This window comes from Neorhizobium sp. 05N33, from assembly GCF_056397445.1.
In genome coordinates this window covers 623,671-643,995 of sequence record NZ_JBFTNK010000001.1, presented here as the reverse complement: position 1 = coordinate 643,995, position 20,325 = coordinate 623,671, and the positions used below count along the sequence as shown (strand labels likewise).

At 62.3% G+C, this 20,325-nt stretch carries 22 protein-coding genes; 10 read left to right on the top strand and 12 right to left on the bottom strand.

What is annotated here, in order from left to right:
* Positions 1-71: 71 nt before the first annotated feature.
* The 11 genes from AC1DLT_RS03030 to AC1DLT_RS02980 all read right to left on the bottom strand — a co-directional run bounded on the left by AC1DLT_RS03030 (position 72) and on the right by AC1DLT_RS02980 (position 7,763).
* Positions 72-833: an ABC transporter ATP-binding protein gene (locus AC1DLT_RS03030; RefSeq protein WP_040125518.1), complete on the bottom strand. Its 762-nt coding sequence runs from the start codon at positions 831-833 to the stop codon at positions 72-74.
* The gene (locus AC1DLT_RS03025; protein WP_244447587.1) at positions 830-1,864 is read right to left on the bottom strand and encodes a FecCD family ABC transporter permease; all 1,035 of its coding nucleotides are present in this window, start codon (positions 1,862-1,864) and stop codon (positions 830-832) included. The genes AC1DLT_RS03030 and AC1DLT_RS03025 overlap by 4 nt, the downstream gene beginning before the upstream one ends.
* Before the next feature lie 2 nt (positions 1,865-1,866).
* Positions 1,867-2,889 carry an ABC transporter substrate-binding protein gene (locus tag AC1DLT_RS03020; protein ID WP_040125516.1) on the bottom strand — a complete coding sequence of 341 codons (1,023 nt, stop codon included), beginning with the start codon at positions 2,887-2,889 and terminating at the stop codon, positions 1,867-1,869.
* 153 nt (positions 2,890-3,042) lie between these two features.
* Positions 3,043-3,279 carry a hypothetical protein gene (locus AC1DLT_RS03015; RefSeq protein WP_157885341.1) on the bottom strand — a complete coding sequence of 79 codons (237 nt, stop codon included), beginning with the start codon at positions 3,277-3,279 and terminating at the stop codon, positions 3,043-3,045.
* A gap of 176 nt (positions 3,280-3,455) precedes the next feature.
* Positions 3,456-3,629 (bottom strand): hypothetical protein, encoded by a 174-nt coding sequence (locus AC1DLT_RS03010; RefSeq protein WP_157885340.1) that lies wholly within the window; start codon positions 3,627-3,629, stop codon positions 3,456-3,458.
* A gap of 6 nt (positions 3,630-3,635) precedes the next feature.
* Positions 3,636-3,803 (bottom strand): hypothetical protein, encoded by a 168-nt coding sequence (locus AC1DLT_RS03005; protein WP_157885339.1) that lies wholly within the window; start codon positions 3,801-3,803, stop codon positions 3,636-3,638.
* Positions 3,804-4,144: 341 nt separating this feature from the next.
* Positions 4,145-4,348 carry a hypothetical protein gene (locus AC1DLT_RS03000; RefSeq protein WP_040125515.1) on the bottom strand — a complete coding sequence of 68 codons (204 nt, stop codon included), beginning with the start codon at positions 4,346-4,348 and terminating at the stop codon, positions 4,145-4,147.
* A gap of 151 nt (positions 4,349-4,499) precedes the next feature.
* Entirely contained in the window at positions 4,500-4,943 is a 444-nt protein-coding gene (locus tag AC1DLT_RS02995; protein WP_157885338.1) for a hypothetical protein, read from the bottom strand.
* An 11-nt stretch (positions 4,944-4,954) separates the two neighbouring features.
* Positions 4,955-5,347 carry a hypothetical protein gene (locus AC1DLT_RS02990; RefSeq protein WP_051900641.1) on the bottom strand — a complete coding sequence of 131 codons (393 nt, stop codon included), beginning with the start codon at positions 5,345-5,347 and terminating at the stop codon, positions 4,955-4,957.
* 60 nt (positions 5,348-5,407) lie between these two features.
* Positions 5,408-5,983, bottom strand: coding sequence for a hypothetical protein (locus AC1DLT_RS02985; protein ID WP_040125909.1), 576 nt, complete (start codon positions 5,981-5,983; stop codon positions 5,408-5,410).
* 502 nt (positions 5,984-6,485) lie between these two features.
* Positions 6,486-7,763 (bottom strand): ABC transporter substrate-binding protein, encoded by a 1,278-nt coding sequence (locus AC1DLT_RS02980; protein ID WP_040125513.1) that lies wholly within the window; start codon positions 7,761-7,763, stop codon positions 6,486-6,488.
* A 193-nt stretch (positions 7,764-7,956) separates the two neighbouring features.
* Here AC1DLT_RS02980 and AC1DLT_RS02975 point away from each other — a divergent pair, with 193 nt between their 5' ends.
* From AC1DLT_RS02975 to AC1DLT_RS02950, 6 genes are read left to right on the top strand one after another with little or no spacing between them, the layout of a single operon-like run.
* The gene (locus AC1DLT_RS02975; protein ID WP_040125512.1) at positions 7,957-10,476 is read left to right on the top strand and encodes a hypothetical protein; all 2,520 of its coding nucleotides are present in this window, start codon (positions 7,957-7,959) and stop codon (positions 10,474-10,476) included.
* 15 nt (positions 10,477-10,491) lie between these two features.
* Entirely contained in the window at positions 10,492-11,586 is a 1,095-nt protein-coding gene (gene bglB / locus AC1DLT_RS02970) for a beta-galactosidase BglB (protein WP_477485829.1), read from the top strand.
* Entirely contained in the window at positions 11,583-12,947 is a 1,365-nt protein-coding gene (pglB, locus tag AC1DLT_RS02965; protein WP_477485828.1) for a polygalacturonase PglB, read from the top strand. The genes bglB and pglB overlap by 4 nt, the downstream gene beginning before the upstream one ends.
* Complete coding sequence (locus AC1DLT_RS02960) at positions 12,935-14,053, top strand: ABC transporter ATP-binding protein (protein WP_477485827.1); 1,119 nt, start codon at positions 12,935-12,937, stop codon at positions 14,051-14,053. Before pglB ends, AC1DLT_RS02960 begins: the two co-directional genes overlap by 13 nt.
* On the top strand, positions 14,040-15,035 hold the full coding sequence (locus AC1DLT_RS02955; protein WP_477485826.1) for a carbohydrate ABC transporter permease: 996 nt from the start codon (positions 14,040-14,042) through the stop codon (positions 15,033-15,035). Before AC1DLT_RS02960 ends, AC1DLT_RS02955 begins: the two co-directional genes overlap by 14 nt.
* Before the next feature lie 2 nt (positions 15,036-15,037).
* Positions 15,038-16,096: a carbohydrate ABC transporter permease gene (locus AC1DLT_RS02950; RefSeq protein ID WP_477485825.1), complete on the top strand. Its 1,059-nt coding sequence runs from the start codon at positions 15,038-15,040 to the stop codon at positions 16,094-16,096.
* 3 nt (positions 16,097-16,099) lie between these two features.
* On the opposite strand, the gene AC1DLT_RS02945 is transcribed toward AC1DLT_RS02950, so the two are convergent.
* On the bottom strand, positions 16,100-17,155 hold the full coding sequence (locus AC1DLT_RS02945) for a LacI family DNA-binding transcriptional regulator (protein WP_477485824.1): 1,056 nt from the start codon (positions 17,153-17,155) through the stop codon (positions 16,100-16,102).
* A gap of 486 nt (positions 17,156-17,641) precedes the next feature.
* Between AC1DLT_RS02945 and AC1DLT_RS02940 the strand changes: the two genes are divergently transcribed.
* From AC1DLT_RS02940 to AC1DLT_RS02925, 4 genes are all read left to right on the top strand, one after another.
* A complete protein-coding gene (locus AC1DLT_RS02940; RefSeq protein ID WP_040125505.1) occupies positions 17,642-17,824 on the top strand; it encodes a hypothetical protein in 183 nt (60 codons plus the stop codon).
* A 40-nt stretch (positions 17,825-17,864) separates the two neighbouring features.
* The gene (locus AC1DLT_RS02935; RefSeq protein WP_040125504.1) at positions 17,865-18,149 is read left to right on the top strand and encodes a eukaryotic translation initiation factor eIF-2-beta/eIF-5 family protein; all 285 of its coding nucleotides are present in this window, start codon (positions 17,865-17,867) and stop codon (positions 18,147-18,149) included.
* 653 nt (positions 18,150-18,802) lie between these two features.
* Positions 18,803-19,462: a transcriptional regulator gene (locus tag AC1DLT_RS02930; protein WP_040125503.1), complete on the top strand. Its 660-nt coding sequence runs from the start codon at positions 18,803-18,805 to the stop codon at positions 19,460-19,462.
* Positions 19,463-19,593: 131 nt separating this feature from the next.
* Complete coding sequence (locus tag AC1DLT_RS02925) at positions 19,594-20,154, top strand: hypothetical protein (protein WP_040125502.1); 561 nt, start codon at positions 19,594-19,596, stop codon at positions 20,152-20,154.
* Positions 20,155-20,325 lie beyond the last annotated feature (171 nt).

The window sequence follows — 20,325 nt, the reverse complement described above, 5'->3', positions numbered from 1 at the left end:
ATCCGGAGCGTGACAGAGGGGGCGGCGCATGCGCCTTCGCGATCGTTACGCTTTCGTCGCAAGGGAAATGATCAGACGAGGTAATGAATATGCGGCCGCGAATGATGCGGTGACGCCTCGACCCGCGCCTCGACGGAAAATACGTCCCTGAGCAGAGCTTCGGTCATCACCTCTTCCGGCGCCCCGCACGCGACGATCCTGCCATTTTGCATGATGATCAGTTGGTCGCAGAACATCGCTGCATGATTGAGGTCGTGAAGCGCGATGATGCTCGTCATCGGCAGGCCGGAAACCAGCCGCATCAGGCCGATCTGATGCTGGATATCCAAATGGTTGGTCGGCTCGTCGAGGATGAGTTCCTTCGGCGATTGCGCCAGCGCCCTGGCAATATGGGTCCGCTGCTTCTCGCCGCCCGAAAGCGATTGCCAGCGATCGTTGCGCTTGTGCGCCATCCCGGCACGCGCAAGCGCGGTCTCAACCGCTTCGTCATCGGTGAGCGTCCAGCCCGAAAATATCGACCGGTGCGGAAACCGCCCGAGCTTGACCACGTCGACGACCTTCAGATTGGCATTGGTGGTGGCATGCTGTTCGACGAAGGCGACCCGCTTTGCGATCGAACGCCGCCCGATCGTCTTGAGATCCTTGCCTTCGAGCAGGATTGAGCCTGAATGCGGCGGTTTCAACCCGGCGAGCAGACGCAGGAGCGAGGTCTTTCCCGAGCCGTTGGGTCCGAGCAAGCCGAGCGTCTTACCCGGCTGTGCCTCGAAGGAAACGCCGTCGAGGATGGTCTTCCTGCCAATTTTCCAGGTGAGGTTCTCGGTCTTGATGCTCATGACGCGCGTTGAAACCGGTAGAGGATGATCGAGAAGAAGGGCACGCCGACCAGCGCGGTGACGACGCCGATCGGCAGGACCTGCTGCGGGATGAGAGTGCGTGACGCAATGTCCGCCACCACCATGAAAACGGCACCGACAACCGCGCAGGCCGGCAGCAATCGGACATGCAGCGGCCCGACTAGGAAGCGCGCCACATGCGGTACGACAAGGCCGACGAAGCCGATCGAGCCGACCATGCTGACGATCGTCGCGGTCATCACCGCCGTCAGCGCGAAAAGAACGATGCGTGCCCGCCCGACATTGACGCCGAGCGACGCCGCCGCCTCGTCGCCGAAGGCGAACGCATCCAGCACCCGGGCATAGAGCAGGCAGGCCACAAGCGCGATGCCGACGACGATCGAGACCAGCGTCAATTCCGGCCAGCGTACACCGCCGAAACTGCCGAGCAACCAGAACATCACGTCGCGCGCCTGCTGGGCGTTACCCGATGTCGTGACGATGTAGGAGGTCGAGGCATTGAAGAGCTGCGACGCGGCCACGCCGGCAAGAATGGTGCGGTCCGCGCCGCCGCGGGTTCCATTCGAAAGCAGTGCGACGAAGAAGAAGGCGGCGAAGGCACCCGCAAAGGCCCCGGCCGAGAGTGAAACCGTGCCTGCGCCGACACCGAGGATGATGACCGCGACCGCGCCGGTGGACGAGCCGGCGGAGATACCGAGCACATAGGGTTCGGCCAGCGGGTTGCGCAGCAGCGATTGCATGATCGCTCCCGACAGCGCAAGGCCCGCGCCGCAGAACGCCGCGACCAATGCCCGGCTGAGGCGGTAATCCCAGATGACGGTTTCGTGGATACGGTTGAGCCCCACCGCGGTCCATCCCAGCCGATTGGTGACGGCTGAAAAGGTCGTTGCGAGCGGGATCGGCAGATCGCCGATCCCGACGCTTATGCCGACGGCAAGCCCGATAGCTGCAAGCGACGCCACCAGCACAGCCGCGAAGGCGGAAAACTGTCGAACTGGGTTGCGCCTCACGATCACTTCAGACGACCGAGGGCCTTCAGCTGTTCGGCCACCTGTTCGGCGCCATAGATCGTCCGCACGGTCGGGTTCATGGCCTGGCCGTCCATCACCACCATTGCCTTGTTCTTCACGGCGGTGATCTGGCTGACGGCCGGGTCGGTGGTCAGGAACTTGATCTTGGCTTCCGGCTTGTCGAGTTCCCAGCGGTTGCGGTCCAGGTTGGCGACGACGATCACGTCCGGATTGGCGGCGATGATGCTTTCCCAGCCGAGTGTCGGCCATTCGGCTTCGGCGGTGACGGCGTTCTTGCCCCCGAGAAGGTCGGCGATGAAGCCCGATGCGCCGTTCTTGCCTCCCAGATAGGCGTCGGATGAGGGCGACTGGCTTGAGAACCAGAAGACATAGGAAAGCTGCTTGCCATCCTTTGCCACGCTCGCACGCAATGCCGCTTCACGCTTCTTGAAGTCGGCGATCAGCGCTTGGCCGCGATCGGAGACATCGAAAATCTGCGAAAGCTCGTCGATCTCCTTGTAGAGCAGATCCATGTTCCAGAGTTGCGCGCGGCTGCCGTACTGGTCCTTGACCTCCTTGGTGCTGAGGCAGGTGCTGGGCGAGAGATAGGTCGGGACGCCGACCTTGTCGAAGTCCTCACGTTTGGCGACCTTGCTGCTTGGGCCGAGCAGGCTTGGCAAAGCGGCCGCTACGAAATCCGGGTTCTCCGCCAGGATCGATTCGAAGGTCGGGAATTCGACGCTCAGAAGCTTGACCTTCGTATTGGCCTCGGCAAGCTGCGGCAGCACCTTGCTCGGCCAGAAGGCAGTACCGGCCATCTTGTCCTGAAGGCCGAGCAGCAGCAGGATCTCCGCGCTGTTCTGACCAAGCCCGATCGCCCGCTCGGGAGCCTTCGGGAAACTGACCTGCGCCCCACAATTTTCGAGGGTCAGGGGGTATTTCGTCGACGCGAACGCCGGGGAAACGGTCAAGCTGGATGCTGCAGCGATCAGCAGCGCGGTCAAGGTGGATTTTAGCATGAGCATGGCAGGTCCTGGTTCAAGTCTGCCACGGCGAATAGCCGTTCTTGCTCGCTATAACAAGATAAACGCAGTCACCTTTAATGTCGCAAGCTCATATGCGGCCAAGGCGCGTCCTCGCCTGCGTTGCAGATATTGGCCGCAGCTGAACAGGCTTCGTCAGATCAGGTTGCGCCGTTTTGCCTTTATCAGTGCCGCCAGTTCGTCACCGCTGATGATCGGCTCGGGGACCTGTCCGCAATGCACGAAGACCTCGATGGCCGGGAGCTCGCCGATATTCTTTTTGCAGTAGGCCAGGGCCTTTTCCAACGAGACGAAGGTCTGGCTTGGGACATCTTCTGACCAGCAATGGACCGTGGCTGGCACACGCGCATTTCCCGGAATTCGGTCGGGCATTTTTGGGGTTTCCTCGGCGTCTCGTTCTGATGCGAATTTTGATCACAATTATCATATGACAAGAATATGCGATGGCTTAGCTGGTTGGGTGGTTACCGATCTCAAAGCCGGAACGGAGCAATTTGAACGGTCGGCTCCTGATGAACGATCAGGCGCAAACCCCAATCTGGCGGTGCTTAGGTGCTGGCATAGATCCCGTAGAGCGCGATGAGGACGTAAAGGCAGAAGGCTGCGACAGCCACGCCGGCGACGAAAATGGCCAAGCCGCGACCGACAACGACCTTGCGCTTCTTTTGAGGCTCGGGATCTGCCGAGGGCGACAAACCCGTCGGGGTTTCGCGTTGCTTCATGGTTCGTTAGTTCGTCTGATCAATGGCGTGGGGAGAGGGCTGTGTTTGCGGACCTGTCGGCTGTCCGGGTGTCAGCAAGAAGAAATAGATAGCACCTATGACAAGCGCCGCTGTCAGGATCGTGGCGACGAACTTCATCATGTTGTTGCCGGCTTTTCTGGACGTGTCGTTCATGAAGGCTCCAACAGGGGGATCGGCAAATAGTTCCTTCGCCAGCTGCCGTAAAACGAAGAGGACAATGCTCCTACAGCGCCGTCCGGCTCGACATCGATCGACGGCTTCTTGGAGCAAACCGAAGCTCAGATCGTTGCCGCGAGCAAGATGCTGGCTGCGATCAAACAGGCGAGGGCCGCGTTGAGCCCAATGTAGAACACCAGTTCGTGTTGATGGGCGGGTTTGCGGTGCATCTCGTTCTCCTCCTGCGTGCCCGAACCGGCCGCTGGGCTGAAAGTTCCGTTCCGGATTGGCGACGCGGTTGAAAAAGGCGGCGCGCACGAACGAGAGAAAGCGCGAAGCTAGTCTCCCGCTGCGCCAAGCCCCAGCGGGCCATTGATCCTGTTCAAGGCTTCCCCCAGGGATTTGACCGCTTCCATTGTCACGGCCTGCGCCGACATCAGCATCGCAAGATCGGCATCCTTTCCCTGGTGGGACAGCGCGAGGGCGCGTTTCTGCAGGTTCTGGCTCATCGAGCTGAGCTGCGCAAAAGTATCTTCGTCCATCTTCATCCTCCGAAGTCTGCGCGGTTCAAAGCTTCAAGCCGCCGTTCGGTTCCAATCAGCGAGCAGCGGACTGAACACGCGGGGATCATCCGCTTGCGCCGCCGGCGCCGGCTCCCGCTCTTTCGCGGGAGCCGATCCATCGATGACCAAATCACTGCTGCGGCAAAACGACATTGCTCTCGGTGTTGCTTTTGACCGGCTTCTGCCCCGGTACGTGGGACATGCTGCGCGTCTTGCTTTGCAGCTCGTCACCCTTAACCCGAGTCTTCGTCTGTGATTTGCTGAAGGTGCCTTGGTCCATGGCCTGCGCCCGCGACTGCGCCTTCAGCTGGTTCGGGTTCTCGTTGATCTTGGTCTGGCTTCGGGCTTTGCCATCGGCCGTCGCCGCACTGCCTCCGGAGCCGATCGAGGATGTCGTGCCGCTGTCGGTCCGACAGGCTCCGGCAGTGCCGAGGGTACTTGCCGATGTGCCGCCTGCGGCGGCGCTGCCGCCGGAGCCGACCGTGCCGGCAGCGTTGCAGTCCTGTGCAAGCACCGGTGTGGTAGCAACCGAGACGATCAGCGCCAGGCACGCCAGTGATAGTTTCTTCGACATGTCCATCTCCTTCATTTCTGCGGTTTGGTGACGTCACAGGTGCCGTCTGACCGACGGGTGATAACGGTTCCATCGGGGCGGGTGACGCTTGCCGTCGAGAAAGCCTGATTGCCGGCCGTTCCGGTTGTGACGGACGAACCGGCGCTGGACGAAGCCGAGCCGCCGCCCGAGTTCATCGTTGTTGTCTTGCCGTCGATTGTCGTCGAGGACGAAACGCTGCCGCCGCCTGCGGTGACCGATGTGGATGTCCCATTGCCGGTCGAGCCCGTGCTTTCGATGACGGTGCAGGTGGTGCCGTCGTCAAGCTTGATGGTTTCGGTGGCAAAGGCCGAGATCGCGATAAAGGTCGTCAGGATCAGCGGCAGCGCGAAGGTTCCCTTATATACGATTGATGCCGAGGTCATTTCGGCTCTCCTATTGATAGGGCGAAGGCGGAACGATCCGCCCTCGTCCGATGGATGGAACTAGCAGGAAGCGCCGTCTTTTTTGGCTTGGCCCGGAGGACATGCCTTCTTGCCCTGTCCGTGTTCCGAGCCGGCCGCGCCCGCCGAACTGCCGCCAGTTCCGACGGAGCTGGTCGACATGCCGTCCTTGGCCGACGTACCGCCGGTGCCGAGCGTCGAGGCGGAACCCGAGCCGCTACCCGAGCCAGCCGCAGATCCACCGGTGCCGACCGAGCTGCTGGACTGGCCATCGCCTGCGGACGTGCCACCGGTGCCGAGCGTCGACGCCGAGCCGGAGCCGCTGCCCGAGCCTGCCGCCGAACCGCCGGTGCCAACCGAGCTGCTCGACTGGCCGCCGCCTGCGGAAGACCCGCCGGTACCCAGGGTCGAGGCGGAACCGGAGTTGCAGTTGGTGGTGCCCGGCGCACAATTCGTTCCTCCGGCAGAACTGCCGCCGGTACCAATCGTGCTGCTGGACGTTCCGCCGCCGGCGCTGGTTCCTCCGGTTCCGACGGTGCTGCTGGTTTGCGCGAATGCGGACAGGGTTGTGCCCGCCAGAAGGGCCGCGGCAAAGGCCGCGCGCATGATCATGTTCATGTCTTTTATCTCCTTGAGTTTCCACATGCTTCTGACCGCGACCGCGTTCCCGAAGCTGTGGAGAAAACTGGCTTCCGACGGCGCATGTTCCCGCCTTGGGGCTTCAGTCCGATCCAGGCTTGGACCTTTGACCATGAGCGACATCGACCAAGGTCCGGTGCGACGAGGAAAAGGCCGCGAACGCGGAACTTGGGCCGCAATCGCGGCGTTCACGGCGGCTTCAAAAGGAGGTTCAGATGGAAGAGAGCGTGTATCAGGCGCGTTGGCTGCTGATCATCATGGCTTTGCTGGTGGTCGGCATGACCACTGTCGGTGCCGCAGCCGGGTGAGCCGGCCTGAGGGCGACTGGCGCGTGGCCCTTGGAAATTGATACCGGGGCGGGCCTTTAGCTGCCGGTCTGAGAGACAGGCAGCCGAGCACCTGTCACCCGATCGCAGCAGTTCTTACCTCAGGTCTTCGGTAAGGCATGCCGGGCTGCATCGCCACCCGGCATGCCTGATCGTCACTTTGCTGCCAGCGCCTCATTGATCTTGCCGGCGTCGGCCTCGAGATTCTTGTAGGTTTCCTCCAGGCTCAATTCGCCAACGATGAGCTGGCTCATGCGCTGGACGATCTGCTGGTAGATCGCCGTCCCGCCCTTCATGCGTTCGAAATCGCGCGCGGCCTGCGGAACGTTCTTCTTGTTGTCCAGAAACACCGCCATGGATGCCTTGGCGTCGTCGCTGGAGATCTTGTATTGCGGGTTCTTGATGTCCGCTCCGGTCAGGATGACATAGCTCTCGGCGATTTCGCGCTGCACCTTTTCGGAGCCGAGAAATTCGATGAACTGTGCTACCGCTTCGGGATGTTCGGTGCGCTTGAAGCCGACGATCGCGGTCGCGCCCGGCATTGCATAGCAACCCGCGTCGCCGCAGGGTGCATTGATGGCCGTCCACTGGAAGGCGTTGCCGATCTTCTTCTGGAAGGGGTTCACCATCCAGTTGCCGGCGAGATAGGTGACGACATTGCCGTTGACGAACTCGTCGCCCATGTTCTTGTACTGCGAGCCGCCGGCCGCGCCCCACATTTCCTTCGGGAAACTGCCGTTCTGGGTCCAGGAATAGAGGTCGGCGATATATTTGCGCGCGCCTGCATCCGGGAAGTTGAACTTGCCGTCCTTGACATAGACCGAACCGTAGGAATAGGCACCGCCGGAAAAGCGGTGGCCCGACCGGTCCATGGTGAAGGGGATCTGCGCGCCCGTCGCCTTTGCGACGCGGGCGGAGGCTTCCACGATCTCCTTGAGCGTGGCCTTCGGGCCGGGCAGCGGTTCGCCGGCCTGCTCGAACAAGGTCTTGTTGACGAACGGCAGGTTCAGTGTCTGGGACGCGACGTAGCCGTTGATCGACTTCGGATCGTTGATATTGGGCAGGCGGAGTTGGTTGAGGCTGTCCCCGTGGAGCTTGGCGAAGGCGTCCGGGTCCTTCATGTAGGAGCGCATGTCGAGATAATAGGGCGCGAGCTGCCAATCTGTGATCTTGGCGAGGTCCGGTCCCTTGCCTGCCGCCAGCTGGACCGGCAGCTGCTTGACCACCGCGTCATAGCCGGACGATACGAAATTGACCTTGACGTCGGGATGTGACGCCTCGAACTCCTTGCTCAAGGCGGCCATGCGCTCGACATAACCCTGGTCGTCGTCGGTGAACAGGAAAGTAATGGTCTTGGCGTCCGCCATGGCCGCGCCGGAAAGAGCGAAGGCCGAGAATACGAACGCACCTATCCCTGATAGAAGTCTCTGCATTTTTCATCCTCCCAATGAAAATATTTTCACAATTCGGAAGATTTCCTTTCGGATTTTCCTTCGAATTTTTCCTTTTTGAAGCTTGACAATCCAAACGTCAAGCTGTCTTGTCGCGTTAAATTCGAAACTGCTCACAAAGCTGACGTGCGAGTTCAATTTATGAAAAGATTTTCATGATCTGAGGGAGGCAGTCATGGAGCACTCACCTGCAGCCGCAGGCCGTTCCGGCGGCGCCAGCTATCATGTCGCCCCGGGCGAAACCGTCACCGCATGGGTCGTCTCGGATTTGCGCCAGGTGTATTTTCCAGGTGAGCCGGCGCCGGCGGAAGATCGCGTCAATTACCGCTTCATCAACGGCTTCGTGGATGTCGGCGACCTGCCTTGCAGGAAGGCCTTCCAGGCGCAGATGGTCGGACGGGAAGTCCGTGCCGAGCACGACTGGAAGCCGGCCTCCCTGAACCTGCCGGGGCCGAACCGCCGCGTCGAGTTCACCGGCTTCTGGCACGTGCCCACCCATGTCGGCCGCTGGCTGCGCGGCAGTTTCTGCGCCGAGGCTGCCCGCCACGTCCCGATGCGGCTGCGAACCTGCGGCGGCGTGCGGATCTGGGTCAATGGCGAGGAACAGGTGCGGTTCGAGCCTTTTCGGCGCAACGTCGAGAGCGAGACCGGGATCGTCCTGAGGCTGAAGGCCGGCGACAATGACGTCCTTGTGCTGACCGAAGACCTGGCGGAGCGGGACACGATCTGGTTCTTCGAGCTGGAGTTGGCCGATACCCAGCCGCTGGACATCGCCCTGCCCACCGCACTGGACCGGCAGGAGGTCCGGGGGCTCGAGCTCCTCGCGCGCGCCATCCGGCCCGCCGCCGACGTTTTCGTCGACCGCCCGCTGGAAATTCTCTTCGACACCCCGCCGGGGGCCGATCTGCCGGTCGGCATCGAGGTCTACAGCCATGGTCATGACCGGGCGGTGCTGGCGAAGGCGGATCTGATATTAGGTGCCGTCGAGACGCGGCTTGTCGCTCCCGCAATCAAAGGCCTGCCGGACGGGTATCACGGCATCAGGCTGAAGATCGGTTCCGGCGCCGCGGCCGTCGCCCGCCACATTGACGCGGCCTTCATGAGCGGCCTCGTCCTGCCGCAAGCCGCCGCCACCCTTGCCGATCGCAAGCGTGAGGCGCTGATCTTCAGCGCCCGTTTCGGCGCCGAGCGGATCGGCCGCGTGCTCGCCATGGCTGCAGCGGGCGAGATCGAACGCGAGGCGATGGACAGGATCATCGCCGCCACGCTCGAGATCATCGACCGGCGGGAGGACTGCTCGGATTTCGTGATGGTGCCGCTCCTCTGGCTCCTCGGCGAATATGAGCATGTCTTGCCGCCGGAGACGGCGGCAGACATCCGCGCCTCCGTCGCCGGCTACCGCTACTGGGTGGACGAGCCCGGCAACGACGTCATGTGGTTCTGGAGCGAGAACCATGTCCTGTGCTTCCACACCAGCCAGCTGATCGCCGGCAAGTTGATGCCGGATACCGTGTTCTCCGCTTCCGGCAGGACGGGCCGCGAGCAAGCGCGGCTGGCGGAAGGCCGGCTTCGCCGCTGGTTCGACAGCGTCGAGGCGCACGGCCTCGCCGAGTGGAATTCCGCAGCCTATTATCCGGTGGATTTCATCGGTCTGCTCGCCCTCGAACGCTGGGGCGGGGACGATATCGCCCCGCGCGCTCGCCATCAGCTGGATCTGATCTTCCGGATGATCGCGCTGCATACGCTGGCGGGCGTTCCCGCCGGGTCGCAGGGGCGCGCCTACGACAAGGAGCTGCGGGCCGGGCCTCTGACGGAGCTGGCGCCATTCGCCCGCGTGGCGTTCGGCAGCGGCTGGCTGAACGGCGGCGTCGCTTCCCTGCCGATGTTCTGCGCCGGTTCCTACGCGCCGCCGGCCGACCTGCCGGAATTTGCCCAGCTGGCGCCCGGACGCTCGATAGAAGCGCGCTACGCCCAGGGGCTCGAAAGCGGCAAGCTCGTGCTTTTCAAGACGGAAGCTTCGCAGCTCTCGACCGTGGTCGATCACAAGACGGGCCGCCGGGGGCACCAGCAGCACGTCCTCGATATCCGGCTTGCCGGCCACCCGATGGCGAGGCTCTGGGTCAACCATCCCGGCGAAGACGACCCCTGGGGCACGCAGCGTCCGTCCTATTGGGCCGGCAACGGTATCCTGCCGCGCGTGATGCAATATCGCGACGTCGCCCTGCTGATCGCCGACACCGAAGGCACGCGCCATGCCTGGACCCATGCCTATCTTGGTCGCGACGGCCTGGATGAGGTCGTCATGGACGGAAACTGGCTCATCACCCGCTCGGGCCGCGGTTTCGCGGCGCTCTACGCCACGAACGGGCTTGATCTCGTCACCGACGGAGCGACCGCCGGGTGCGAGGTGCGCTCCGAGGGTGCGCTCACCGGCTGGGCGGCCGTCGTGGGCGCCGGCGACGAAGCCGCTTTCCGTCGTTTCGCCGAACGTATCCGCGCCACCTCCGTCTCGTTCGACATCGACGACAAGGTGCTGAGCCTTTCGCCGCCGGACCGCGAAATACTGACGCTCTCTTATGCCGGCGAATTCACCGTTGGCGGAGAGCCGCGGCCGTTCATTCACGACCAGCCCGTGCCGGTCCTGACCTATGACAGCACGACCGCCGGCGACGGCGACCATCCATTCTATGCATAAAGGACATTCCGACCGATGGATTCGATGACCCTCAACAAACCGGCCCTGCAGGAGACGATCGATCAGGTCGCGGTTGCGTTCAGCCGCCTCAAGGGCATCAAGGAAGGCCTTGCCGGTGCCGATGCGGACGGCGGTATCCAGTTCGACGAATGGGACTGGGAGGTCGGCGTCGGCCTCTACGGCTTCCTGCGCCGCGCGCTTGCCGCCGACGACCGGAAGGCCATCGACGACCTCGTCGCCTGGTACGGCCGGCAAATCGGCCGGGGCCTGCCGCCGCGGCAGATCAACAGCACGGCACCGATGTTACCGCTCGCCATCCTTATCGAACACGTCGACCGGCCGGATTTCCGTGCGCTCGTCGAGGATTGGGCGGACTGGCTCGTCCACCGGCTTCCGAAGACCGAGGACGGCGGCTTTCAGCACGTCGTCAAGGAACGGCTGAACGACGGCGAGCTCTGGGACGATACGCTGTTTATGGCCGGCCTGTTTCTGGCGCGGGCGGGCGTTGCCTGCGGACGTCGCGACTGGATCGACGAGGCCGTCTACCAGTTCATGGTGCACTCCCGCTATCTGTCCGACCCCGTCACCGGCCTGTGGTATCACGGCTGGACCTTCAACGGCCGGCACAATTTCGCCAGGGCCTTCTGGGCGCGCGGCAACGCCTGGATCACGGTTGCCATTCCCGAACTGTTCGAGCTCGTTCCCGACCTCGAGGAAAAGGACAAGCGTTTCCTGTCGAACGTGCTTGCGAGCCAGGTGCGCTCGCTGAAGCGACTGCAACGCCCCGACGGCATGTTCCATACGCTCCTCGACGACCCAACATCGCCCCTGGAGACATCGGCGACGGCCGGGATCGCCTACGGCATCCTGCGCGGCATCGATGCGGGCATCCTGGATCCTTCCAACCGGGTGCATGCGGAACGCGCGCTGGCGGCCGTGCTCTCCCAGGTCGATGGCGAGGGCGTCGTCCAGGGCGTTTCGGATGGCACGCCGATGGGGCACGATCTGGATTTCTATCGTCGGATCCCCAACCTGCCGACCCCTTACGGGCAGGCGCTGACGATGCTGCTTCTGACGGAAGTCCTGCTCGAGGGCGAGGAGGGCGCATGAACAGGTTCCCGTCCCTTCTCATCGAGCCCATGCAGGAGGACGAGACGGCGCGCATTCAGGCGGCGATCGACCAGGTAGCCGCGCGCGGCGGCGGCTGCGTCGAACTTGCCGAAGGTATCCACAATACGCGCGGCCTGCGGCTGCAATCCGGCGTCGAGCTTCATCTGGCGATGGGCGCGATCCTACGCCCAGCCGCCGACTACGGAGCCTACGAGCAGACATCGGTTTCGGTTGTCGCCGAGAATTCGAACCGTGCCATGATCGTCGCCAGAAACGCGACGGATATAGCCTTGACCGGCCCCGGACGGATCGAGGCGGGCGGCGAACATTTCATCGCCGGCAACGATGAGGCTATGGGCACCTTTGTCCCGGCGGAATTCCGCCCGCGGGTGGTGGTCTTCGAATCCTGCCGCGGCGTCCGGATCGAGCGATTGGAAATCGTCGATTCGCCGATGTGGACGCTGCACCTGGTCAATTGCGACGACGTTTATGTCGGCGGCGCAAAGATCTCGAACAACCGGCGCATGCCGAATACCGACGGCCTCGTGCTCGACGCCTGCCGGCATACGGTTGTGGAGGACTGCGACATAGCGACCGCGGATGACGGCATCTGCCTGAAGACCAGCGCCGGACCCGACGGACAAGCGATCGGAGAATGCGAAAACGTGCTCGTGCGCCGCTGCCTGGTCGCAAGCAACAGCTGCGCGCTCAAGATCGGCACGGAATCCTACGGCGATTTCACCGGCGTCGTCTTCGAGGACTGCCGCGTCCACGATTCAAACCGGGGACTGGGACTGTTTTCGCGCGACGGCGGCCACATGACCAATATCCGCTTCTCCCGGATAGAAGTCGATTGCCACGAGACGCTCGACGGCTTCTGGGGATCGGGCGAAGCGCTGACGGTGACGGTGGTGGATCGCATCCCCACCCGCCGGGCCGGCGCCGTTCGAAATCTCGTCGTCGAGGACCTGCGCGGCCAAATGGACGGGGCGATCGCGCTCGTTTCGACTTCCGCCGCGAAAATCCACGGCGTCAGGCTCTCGCGGCTGCGACTGCGGCAGCGGAAGGGCCCGCTCGGCACCGGACTTCGTTATGATCTGAGGCCGACCAACGCGGATATCGCGCCGAGCGCTGACGCTGCCGGCCGGGCGAATGCATGGACGAAGGGCGCGGACGGGCGGGTGGTCGGCCTTGTCGACTACCCGGGCGGCATGCCGGCGCTTTTTACCGCCGGCACAGAGGGAATTACGATCGAGGAGACGCATTTCGAGAGGCCGCAACCGATACCGGAAGGCTGGAACGTCGAGAGCGTCGTCCATAAAGTGACTGAACCTGACGGGAGCAGGGAATGGGAAATCTGAAACTTACGAATGTCACCAAGGCGTTCGGCGCGCTGACCGTTCTGCACGGCATCGACCTGACGATCGACAACGGCAAGTTCGTCGTTTTCGTCGGTCCATCCGGCTGCGGCAAGTCGACCCTTCTGAGGATCATCGCGGGACTGGAGGACATCAGCGCCGGCGGCATCGAGATCGGCGGGCGCGACGTGGTCCAGCTTTCGCCGGCAGAACGGAAGATTGCCATGGTCTTCCAGTCCTATGCGCTTTATCCCCATATGAGCGTGCGCAAGAACCTCGCCTTCGGGCTCGAAAACCTGAAATTCAAGCGCAGTGAAATCGAGACGCGGATCGGGGAGGCGGCGCGGATGCTGGCGATCGAGCCCTATCTGGATCGCAAGCCAAGGCAGCTTTCCGGCGGCCAGCGCCAGCGTGTCGCGATCGGACGCGCGATCGTACGCAACCCCGATATCTTCCTCTTCGACGAGCCGCTCTCGAACCTCGACGCGGCGCTGCGGGTGCAGACAAGGGCGGAAATCACCCGGCTGCATCGCCAGCTGAGAACGACGATGATCTACGTCACCCACGACCAGGTGGAGGCGATGACCATGGCCGACGAGATCGTCGTGCTCAATGCCGGCCGGATCGAGCAGGTCGGAACGCCGCTCGAACTCTTCGACAACCCGCGGAACCTCTTCGTGGCGGGCTTCCTGGGATCCCCGCGGATGAACATGCTGAAGGGCCAGGTGACGGCGGTCGGCGAAGCCGGGGTGACGATCGACGCCGGCTACGGCGCTCCGCTCACCGCGTCGATCGACCCCACCGCGGCGAAGATAGGCCAGGCCGTGCTTGTCGGCATACGGCCCGCGCATTTTTCGGTCGGCGACGAAGGATTGCCGTTCGTCGTCCAGTATCACGAGAGCCTTGGGACCGAGACCTATGTCTACGGGACGCTCGAGGGGCGGGACGAACAGATCATCGTCCACCAGACCGGTCATTTCGCGCCGCGGCCCGGCGACCTTCTGCGGATCATGCCGCTATCCGGCCGGGTGCACGTCTTCGATCCCGATAGCGGCCTGGCTCTGCCGCAGGCCGTTAGCCAACGGAGTGATGTCCATGAGCACGCCTAAGGCGACCGATCTCGGCGGCCGTGCCCTCGACTTCGTCATGGGCATCGTCGAGGCGCCGATCAACGGCTTTGAGCGGCTGATGGGCAGGAAGCGGATGCCCTATCTGTTCCTCGCGCCGAACCTCATCCTTTTCGGCATCTTCACCTTCCTCCCCATCGCCATTGCGGTTGGCTACGCCTTTACCGGCGGCACTGGCCTTTTCGTGTCGGAGCGGCCTTTCGTCGGCTTCGACAATTTCCGTCAGCTCCTGCAGTGCGAGGACTACCTTCGTCCGGGGAGCTGCCGCGAATCCCTGTTCTGGACGGCGGTCTGGAACACGCTCTGGTTCGTCGGCTTCAACGTTGCCGCGACCCTGCTCGTGGCATTGGTGACGGCGCTCATCCTCAACCGGGCGATGGCCGCCCGCGGTTTCTTCCGGGCCATGTTCTTTTATCCCGTCCTGCTGTCGCCGGTCGTCATCGGCCTGATCTGGAAGTGGTTTTTGGACCGCAACGGCCTGCTCAACGCCTTCCTGCAGACGCTCGGCGTGCCGCCGGAAATCTTCCTGCTGGACGTCGGCTGGTCGCGCTTCTTCGTGGTGGTCGTCTCGGTCTGGTTCCACATGGGCTTTTATACGCTGATCCTTCTCGCCGGCCTGCAGGCCATTCCGAAGGATCTCTACGAAGCGGCCTCGATCGACGCGGCTTCGCCCCGGCGCACGCTGTTCCGGATCACGCTTCCGCTTCTCGGGCCGAACCTGCTCGTGGTGCTGATCCTCCTGATGATCCGCTCGGTCCAGATCTTCGATGAGGCTTGGGTGCTGACCAATGGCGGTGGGCCCGGCACCGCAAACAGCTTCATCGTGCAGTACATCTACCAGATGGCCTTCGGCAGCGACCTGCGCCTTTTCGGCCTCGCCTCGGCGGCGTCGGTGCTGATGGGCCTCGTGCTGCTGGCCCTGACGCTCATACAGCTGCGGCTCGGCCGCAAGATGGAGTCCTGACCATGTCGCAAGGCCTCTCACCCATCGCCTTCCTGACCCGCACCCGCCGACCGGGGCGGATCGGCGTCACCGATATTCTCTCCTGGGCCTGGCTGATCCTGGGCACGCTCGCCGTGCTCATTCCGGTGGTCTGGGCGGGCCTATCCTCCTTCAAGCCTGCCGCCGAGATCACCCGCTTTCCGCCGACGCTGCTGCCGCGTGCGGCGGTTCAGCAGACCGTACCGGGCTTTGAGGCTCCGCTCAGCCTCTGGACCGTCGATGTGGACGGTCAGCGGCGCGAGATGGCGATGGTCCGGCGCATCGGGCTGAAAGCCCAGATGGTCGATCCGAGCAATCCCGGACCGCCTCTCAGCGTCGACGTCAAGAACATGTCGCCGGTCCAGCGGCTTACGATCGCGACCGAGAACTATACCGATCCGCTCACCCGGTTCGACTTCCTCACCTTTCTGAAGAATTCGGTCTTCGTCACCTTCGTGGCAACGCTGCTGACGCTCGTCGTCAACGCGCTTGCGGCTTTCGCGCTGTCGAAATACCGGTTCCGGGGCGAGAAGGCGATTTTCGTGCTGATCATCTCAACGCTGATGATCCCCCTGACGGTGGTCATGGTCCCAGCCTATCTGGTCGTCGTCGGCGTCGGCCTGGTGGACAGTCTCTGGGGTATCATCATTCCGACCGTTGCCTCGCCGACCGGCGTCTTCCTGCTGCGCCAGTACATGCTCACCATTCCCGACGAACTCATCGAGGCGGCCCGCGTCGACGCGGCAAGCGAGTTCCGGATCTTCTGGCGCATCGTGCTGCCGCTGACGGCGCCGGCACTCGCGGTGCTGGCGATCTTTTCCGTCCTGTGGCGGTGGAACGACTTCCTCTGGCCGTTGATCGTCTTGAGCAGCCGCGAAAACTTCACCCTGCAGGTCGGGCTCAACGCCTTCCAGGGCGAGTTTTCCGTGCAGTGGAATTACATCCTCGCCATGACCTTCCTGAGCTTGGCGCCGGTCACGGTCGTCTTCCTGTTCCTGCAGAAATACATCACCACCGGCATTGCCGGCACCGGAATGAAATGAACTTCACCTGCGGGGCAGCGCGACGCTACCCCGCAGCACCAGCTTGCAGCCGAGCTCCAGCCGGTAGGCCGGCCGCAGCGGGTCGTTGGCGACGAGCCGTTGTTCCAGAAGGCTGATAGCGGCCGCCCCTAGCCGGTCGGTCGGCAACTGGACGGTCGAGAGCGGCGGTGTGCTGAACTCCCCCGGCACGATATCGTCGAAGCCGAGCACGGACATTTCTTCCGGCACGCGCATGCCGAATGCCGCCAGCGCCCTTAGGCAGCCGAGCGCCAGGTTATCGGCGGCGCAGAAGATCGCGGTTGCGCCGCGCAGGCTGCTATCTTCGGAAAGCAATTGGCGGATCACCTGCTCGCCCTGGTGGGGCTCGTATCCCTCCGCCTCGACGATCATCTCCGGCGATACGGTAAGGCCGGCCGCAAGATGTGCATCGGCATAGCCGTCATACCGGCGGCGGATGGTGGTCCTGCCCTTCCAGGTCAGATGCAGGATACGGCGATGGCCGAGCGAAAGCAGGTGCTCTGTTCCCTGGCGGGCGCCGAAGCGGTTTTCACCGGTGACCGTATCGACCAGCATCGAAGGGTCCTCGCCATTCAGGATGACGAGCGGCGCCCGTCCTGCGGCAAGGACGCGGATCAGTTCCGGCCGGTCGTCGTTGAGGATGACGATGCCGTCGACATTTTCGACCTGCGCCATGCGGCGCACCTCACTCGCGTCGATCCGGCTGCCGGCGCTGACGAAAGGGACGATCCGGATGCTGAGGCGCTCGCATTCCTGACGCAGGCTGTTGAGCATCGTCCAGCTGACGAGATTGACGTCGCTGTGAGGCGCCGCTTCGCTGGTGATCGCCAGGAGGATCGTGCGAAGCGTGGCGATCGTCGCCCGGCTTCGGCGCTTTTCCAGATATCCCAGCCTTTGCGCGGATTTAAGCACCCGCTCCCGAACTTCTATGGATATGGGCGCTGTTCCGTTGAGAACATGGGACGCGGTACTGAGCGAAACACCGGCATCCAGAGCCACATCTTTCAAGCCTATCGTGGCTTTCAACCGAATTTCTTTCAATTAAGCCGGATTTTGAAGCGCCAATACGAGCAACCAACGTCTCACATTGTTCGTGTCGGCCATTTGGATATCTCCGCGCAGGACCCGTTGCCGGAGCGATGCCTCATCCCCGCTGATGCAATGAACTTCTCCATCATGCATGTTTGCAGCGGTCCAACGCAAGACAATCTTGACGCTGCCTTCCGCCGAAAATCTGCGTCGGGTTGTTGTGGAATCGCTTCGTCTCCACCCTAAGCACCGTCTTTCTATAGGTGGCTCGTCGGTCCGCGTGTGATGGGAGCTCAATTAATTATAGCAGCTTTCTGGCCGTCGATGATTACCAACGGTGCGGAGCCTGGAGGTCAACAGTGACATCGTGACCGTATCGCACGGAAGTGTCGAACGCTCTGCACTTTTTCCTTCCGTCCGCGCGCCGGTGCTTTATCTGATGACGGCGAGTGAATATACAGGTTTTAACGGTGCCGTTCAAAGCTAGGAGCAACCGCGATGATCGCAACCTATATCGACGAGTTCATCATGTTTTGCGCCGGGCTGTGGATGACGTCCCTGGGCTTTGGCTATCTGTCCTTGTCGCGAAATCCGGCGCACAAGTTGCCGGTGGTTCGTCATTTCAGGTGGATGGGGCCCTTGCTGCTCGTCATCGCCGTTATCCTGGCGATCGCCTCATGACCTCATGATCAGAAGCAATGTGCGCGGTTAAATTTGGGCCATGAATAGTATGTTACTCTGTAGGGCTTGCGGATTGGAGAAAACGGAATCGGTCGTCCACGGCGGCTCGTATATCCTGCGATGCGCTGCCTGCGGAGAAATGATTGTCGCGACATCGTTCATAGCAATGCTGGAGTTGGATCACGAATGTTCGGCCTTCATTGATCCGGGTCCGGGAAAACACCCGCCGCCGGAGATGCTCATCGCCCGCGGACCTCTCCGGCAGATCGCAGCGGCGATCATTGCTGCGGCGATGGACGGAACTTTGATACGGTTGTCTCCCTAGCGCACAGGATTGACGCCGCCCGGGTTCGATAGCTTTCCCCTCGGCTTTCAAGCCTGCGGCGTCGTTGCTTCCGGATCCGGCCGCGGTCTTTCGGGCCGTTGTTCCTGGATCAGCTGCAGGGTGCCGTCATTGGGGCACGGTTGCCGAGTGCCCACAGCCTGCTGATCATCTAGCGTTAGATGTCCAGTCTCCTGGCAGCGTCAGGTTCGGATGTTCAGCAATGTCATCAAGGATTTGGAAGCCAGGCAGGCCCCACCAGGACACTGTCTACATCTCGGTTCGGGAGTTGGGGCGTCCACATTGGAACTCCCACAGCGGTGGCGTAGTTCGGCGTCTTCAGTGATCACAGCATTGGAAACGGCATGGAAACGCGGAAAACGAGTCGTGGCAGTGACCGTTCGAAAGCATAGTTCGGAGCTGGTACGATGATCTGATCGGATGCTGCGTCGCATTGGCGATAGCAGGGCTCTTCATTGGAGCCATCGTCATTTATGGCGGGATCCACGCTTGTTAGCGGTCTTGTCGCGAGGGCAGGGGTCGCCTGCTGCGCCAAGGCTATAGATTGCCGGCGCGAAAGTGGCTATTTGCAAGCCTTGCTGCGATACCGAACGCGTCGCCGAACACATCACCGCAGACACCCGAGGCCTCTCAAAGTGAAAAAAGTCCAGCGCAGCTTTGCCGTCGAGTACAGATCGGGTCGGCGAAAACTCAATTCCAATCCGAACTCGATCTGGGGAGACATGGACCTCAAATCCGTGGCGCAGGATCTGCGGGACGAGGCAATGCCATTTATGTCTTCAACTCCTCAGACCAGAAGCAGCGAAATGCTTGTACCCGCAGAACAACAGGCGGCAGTGTTGTTGACACTGCCGAACGAGCAGGAGACAAATGCATCGGCTTTACAGGAGACCATAATGGCCGACGATATTGACACGATAAGCGATGCTGACACGCCGGCCGTAGCGGCGCCCGCGCCGAAGAAAGAGCGCAAACCTCGCGCCAAAAAGGCGGCGCTTGAGACGGCCTCAGCTGCAGTTTCGGCGCAACCGGCAGCGGCTTCGAATGCCGTAGCTGCAAAGCCGAAGAGAGGACGCAAGGCAAAGTCCGACGAAGGTGCGCCAAGCGCCAAACGTGCGCCTGTCAAACGTGCTCCGAAGGTTGTGCAGGTGGCGGCTACTCCTTCGACGGCGGTCGTTGACGAGTTTGCGGATCTCCTGCAGCTGGAAGAGGAAAACCAGAGACTGCGCAAGCAGCTGGCCGAGAAGCTGCGTGCTGAAAATGCCGATCTGCGAAAGCGGCTCAACCTCGGTTGATCGACAGCCGTCGGTCAAGCGCCGGCCGCATTCTCATGTTTATCGAAATGAACATTTTGGCGGCGGTTCGTTCTGCCGCCAAGGCTTTTGGCCGCAGCCTGGCTGTGGGGTAGAATACGAGGTCGAATAAAATGGCGTCTCCATGGAAACTTCTTGCCCGGCTGGTGTCGCCGCGACGTCAGCAGAGGCAAGAACAGGGGCCGGCCGATGACGTGAAGCCGAACGTCTTGGCTATCGCCAAACCGACAGAAACCGCTGCTGAAAACGGATTGAACACAGCGGATCCTCCGATCAACGAAGAGCCGGTCGCTTACGGTCGATCGGAGGCGGTGTCGGCGGACCCGGATCATTCCAAAGAAACGGCAGGCGGTGTTCACGGCACGGCAGATATCGAAGGCGCCAAGCCCGTGGAGGCGGCTGATCCGGCCTTATCCGATAACGCCAACCCGGCCGCACGCGACGCACCGAAACCCTCGCAGACTGGCGAAGGTGCAACGCGAAAGCGCAAAAGCCGGGGCAAGACAGCGGCAGGGGGTGAAGCCGTTCCGCCAGCCTCTCCTGGCCTTCCCACCGTTTCTGGTGACGCAATCCGCCTTGATGAGGAGATCAGGCTGCTGCGCGACCAGCTGACGCGCAAGCTTCAGCTGCAGAATGCACAACTGAAGAGGATGCTGGAACGGTTCGACCGCTGAATATGTCACCGGATCCACCTTTCCGTACTAATTCCAATCCGACCGCCGTGCCAGTCTAAGCTTGTAAATCCAGACCGGGGAGATCTGTGTGTCCGCTAAACCAAGGCAATGTAAATTCTTCAATCGACCGGATCTCCAGCGTTTGTTGAATGGTTTTTCGCTTGCGATCAT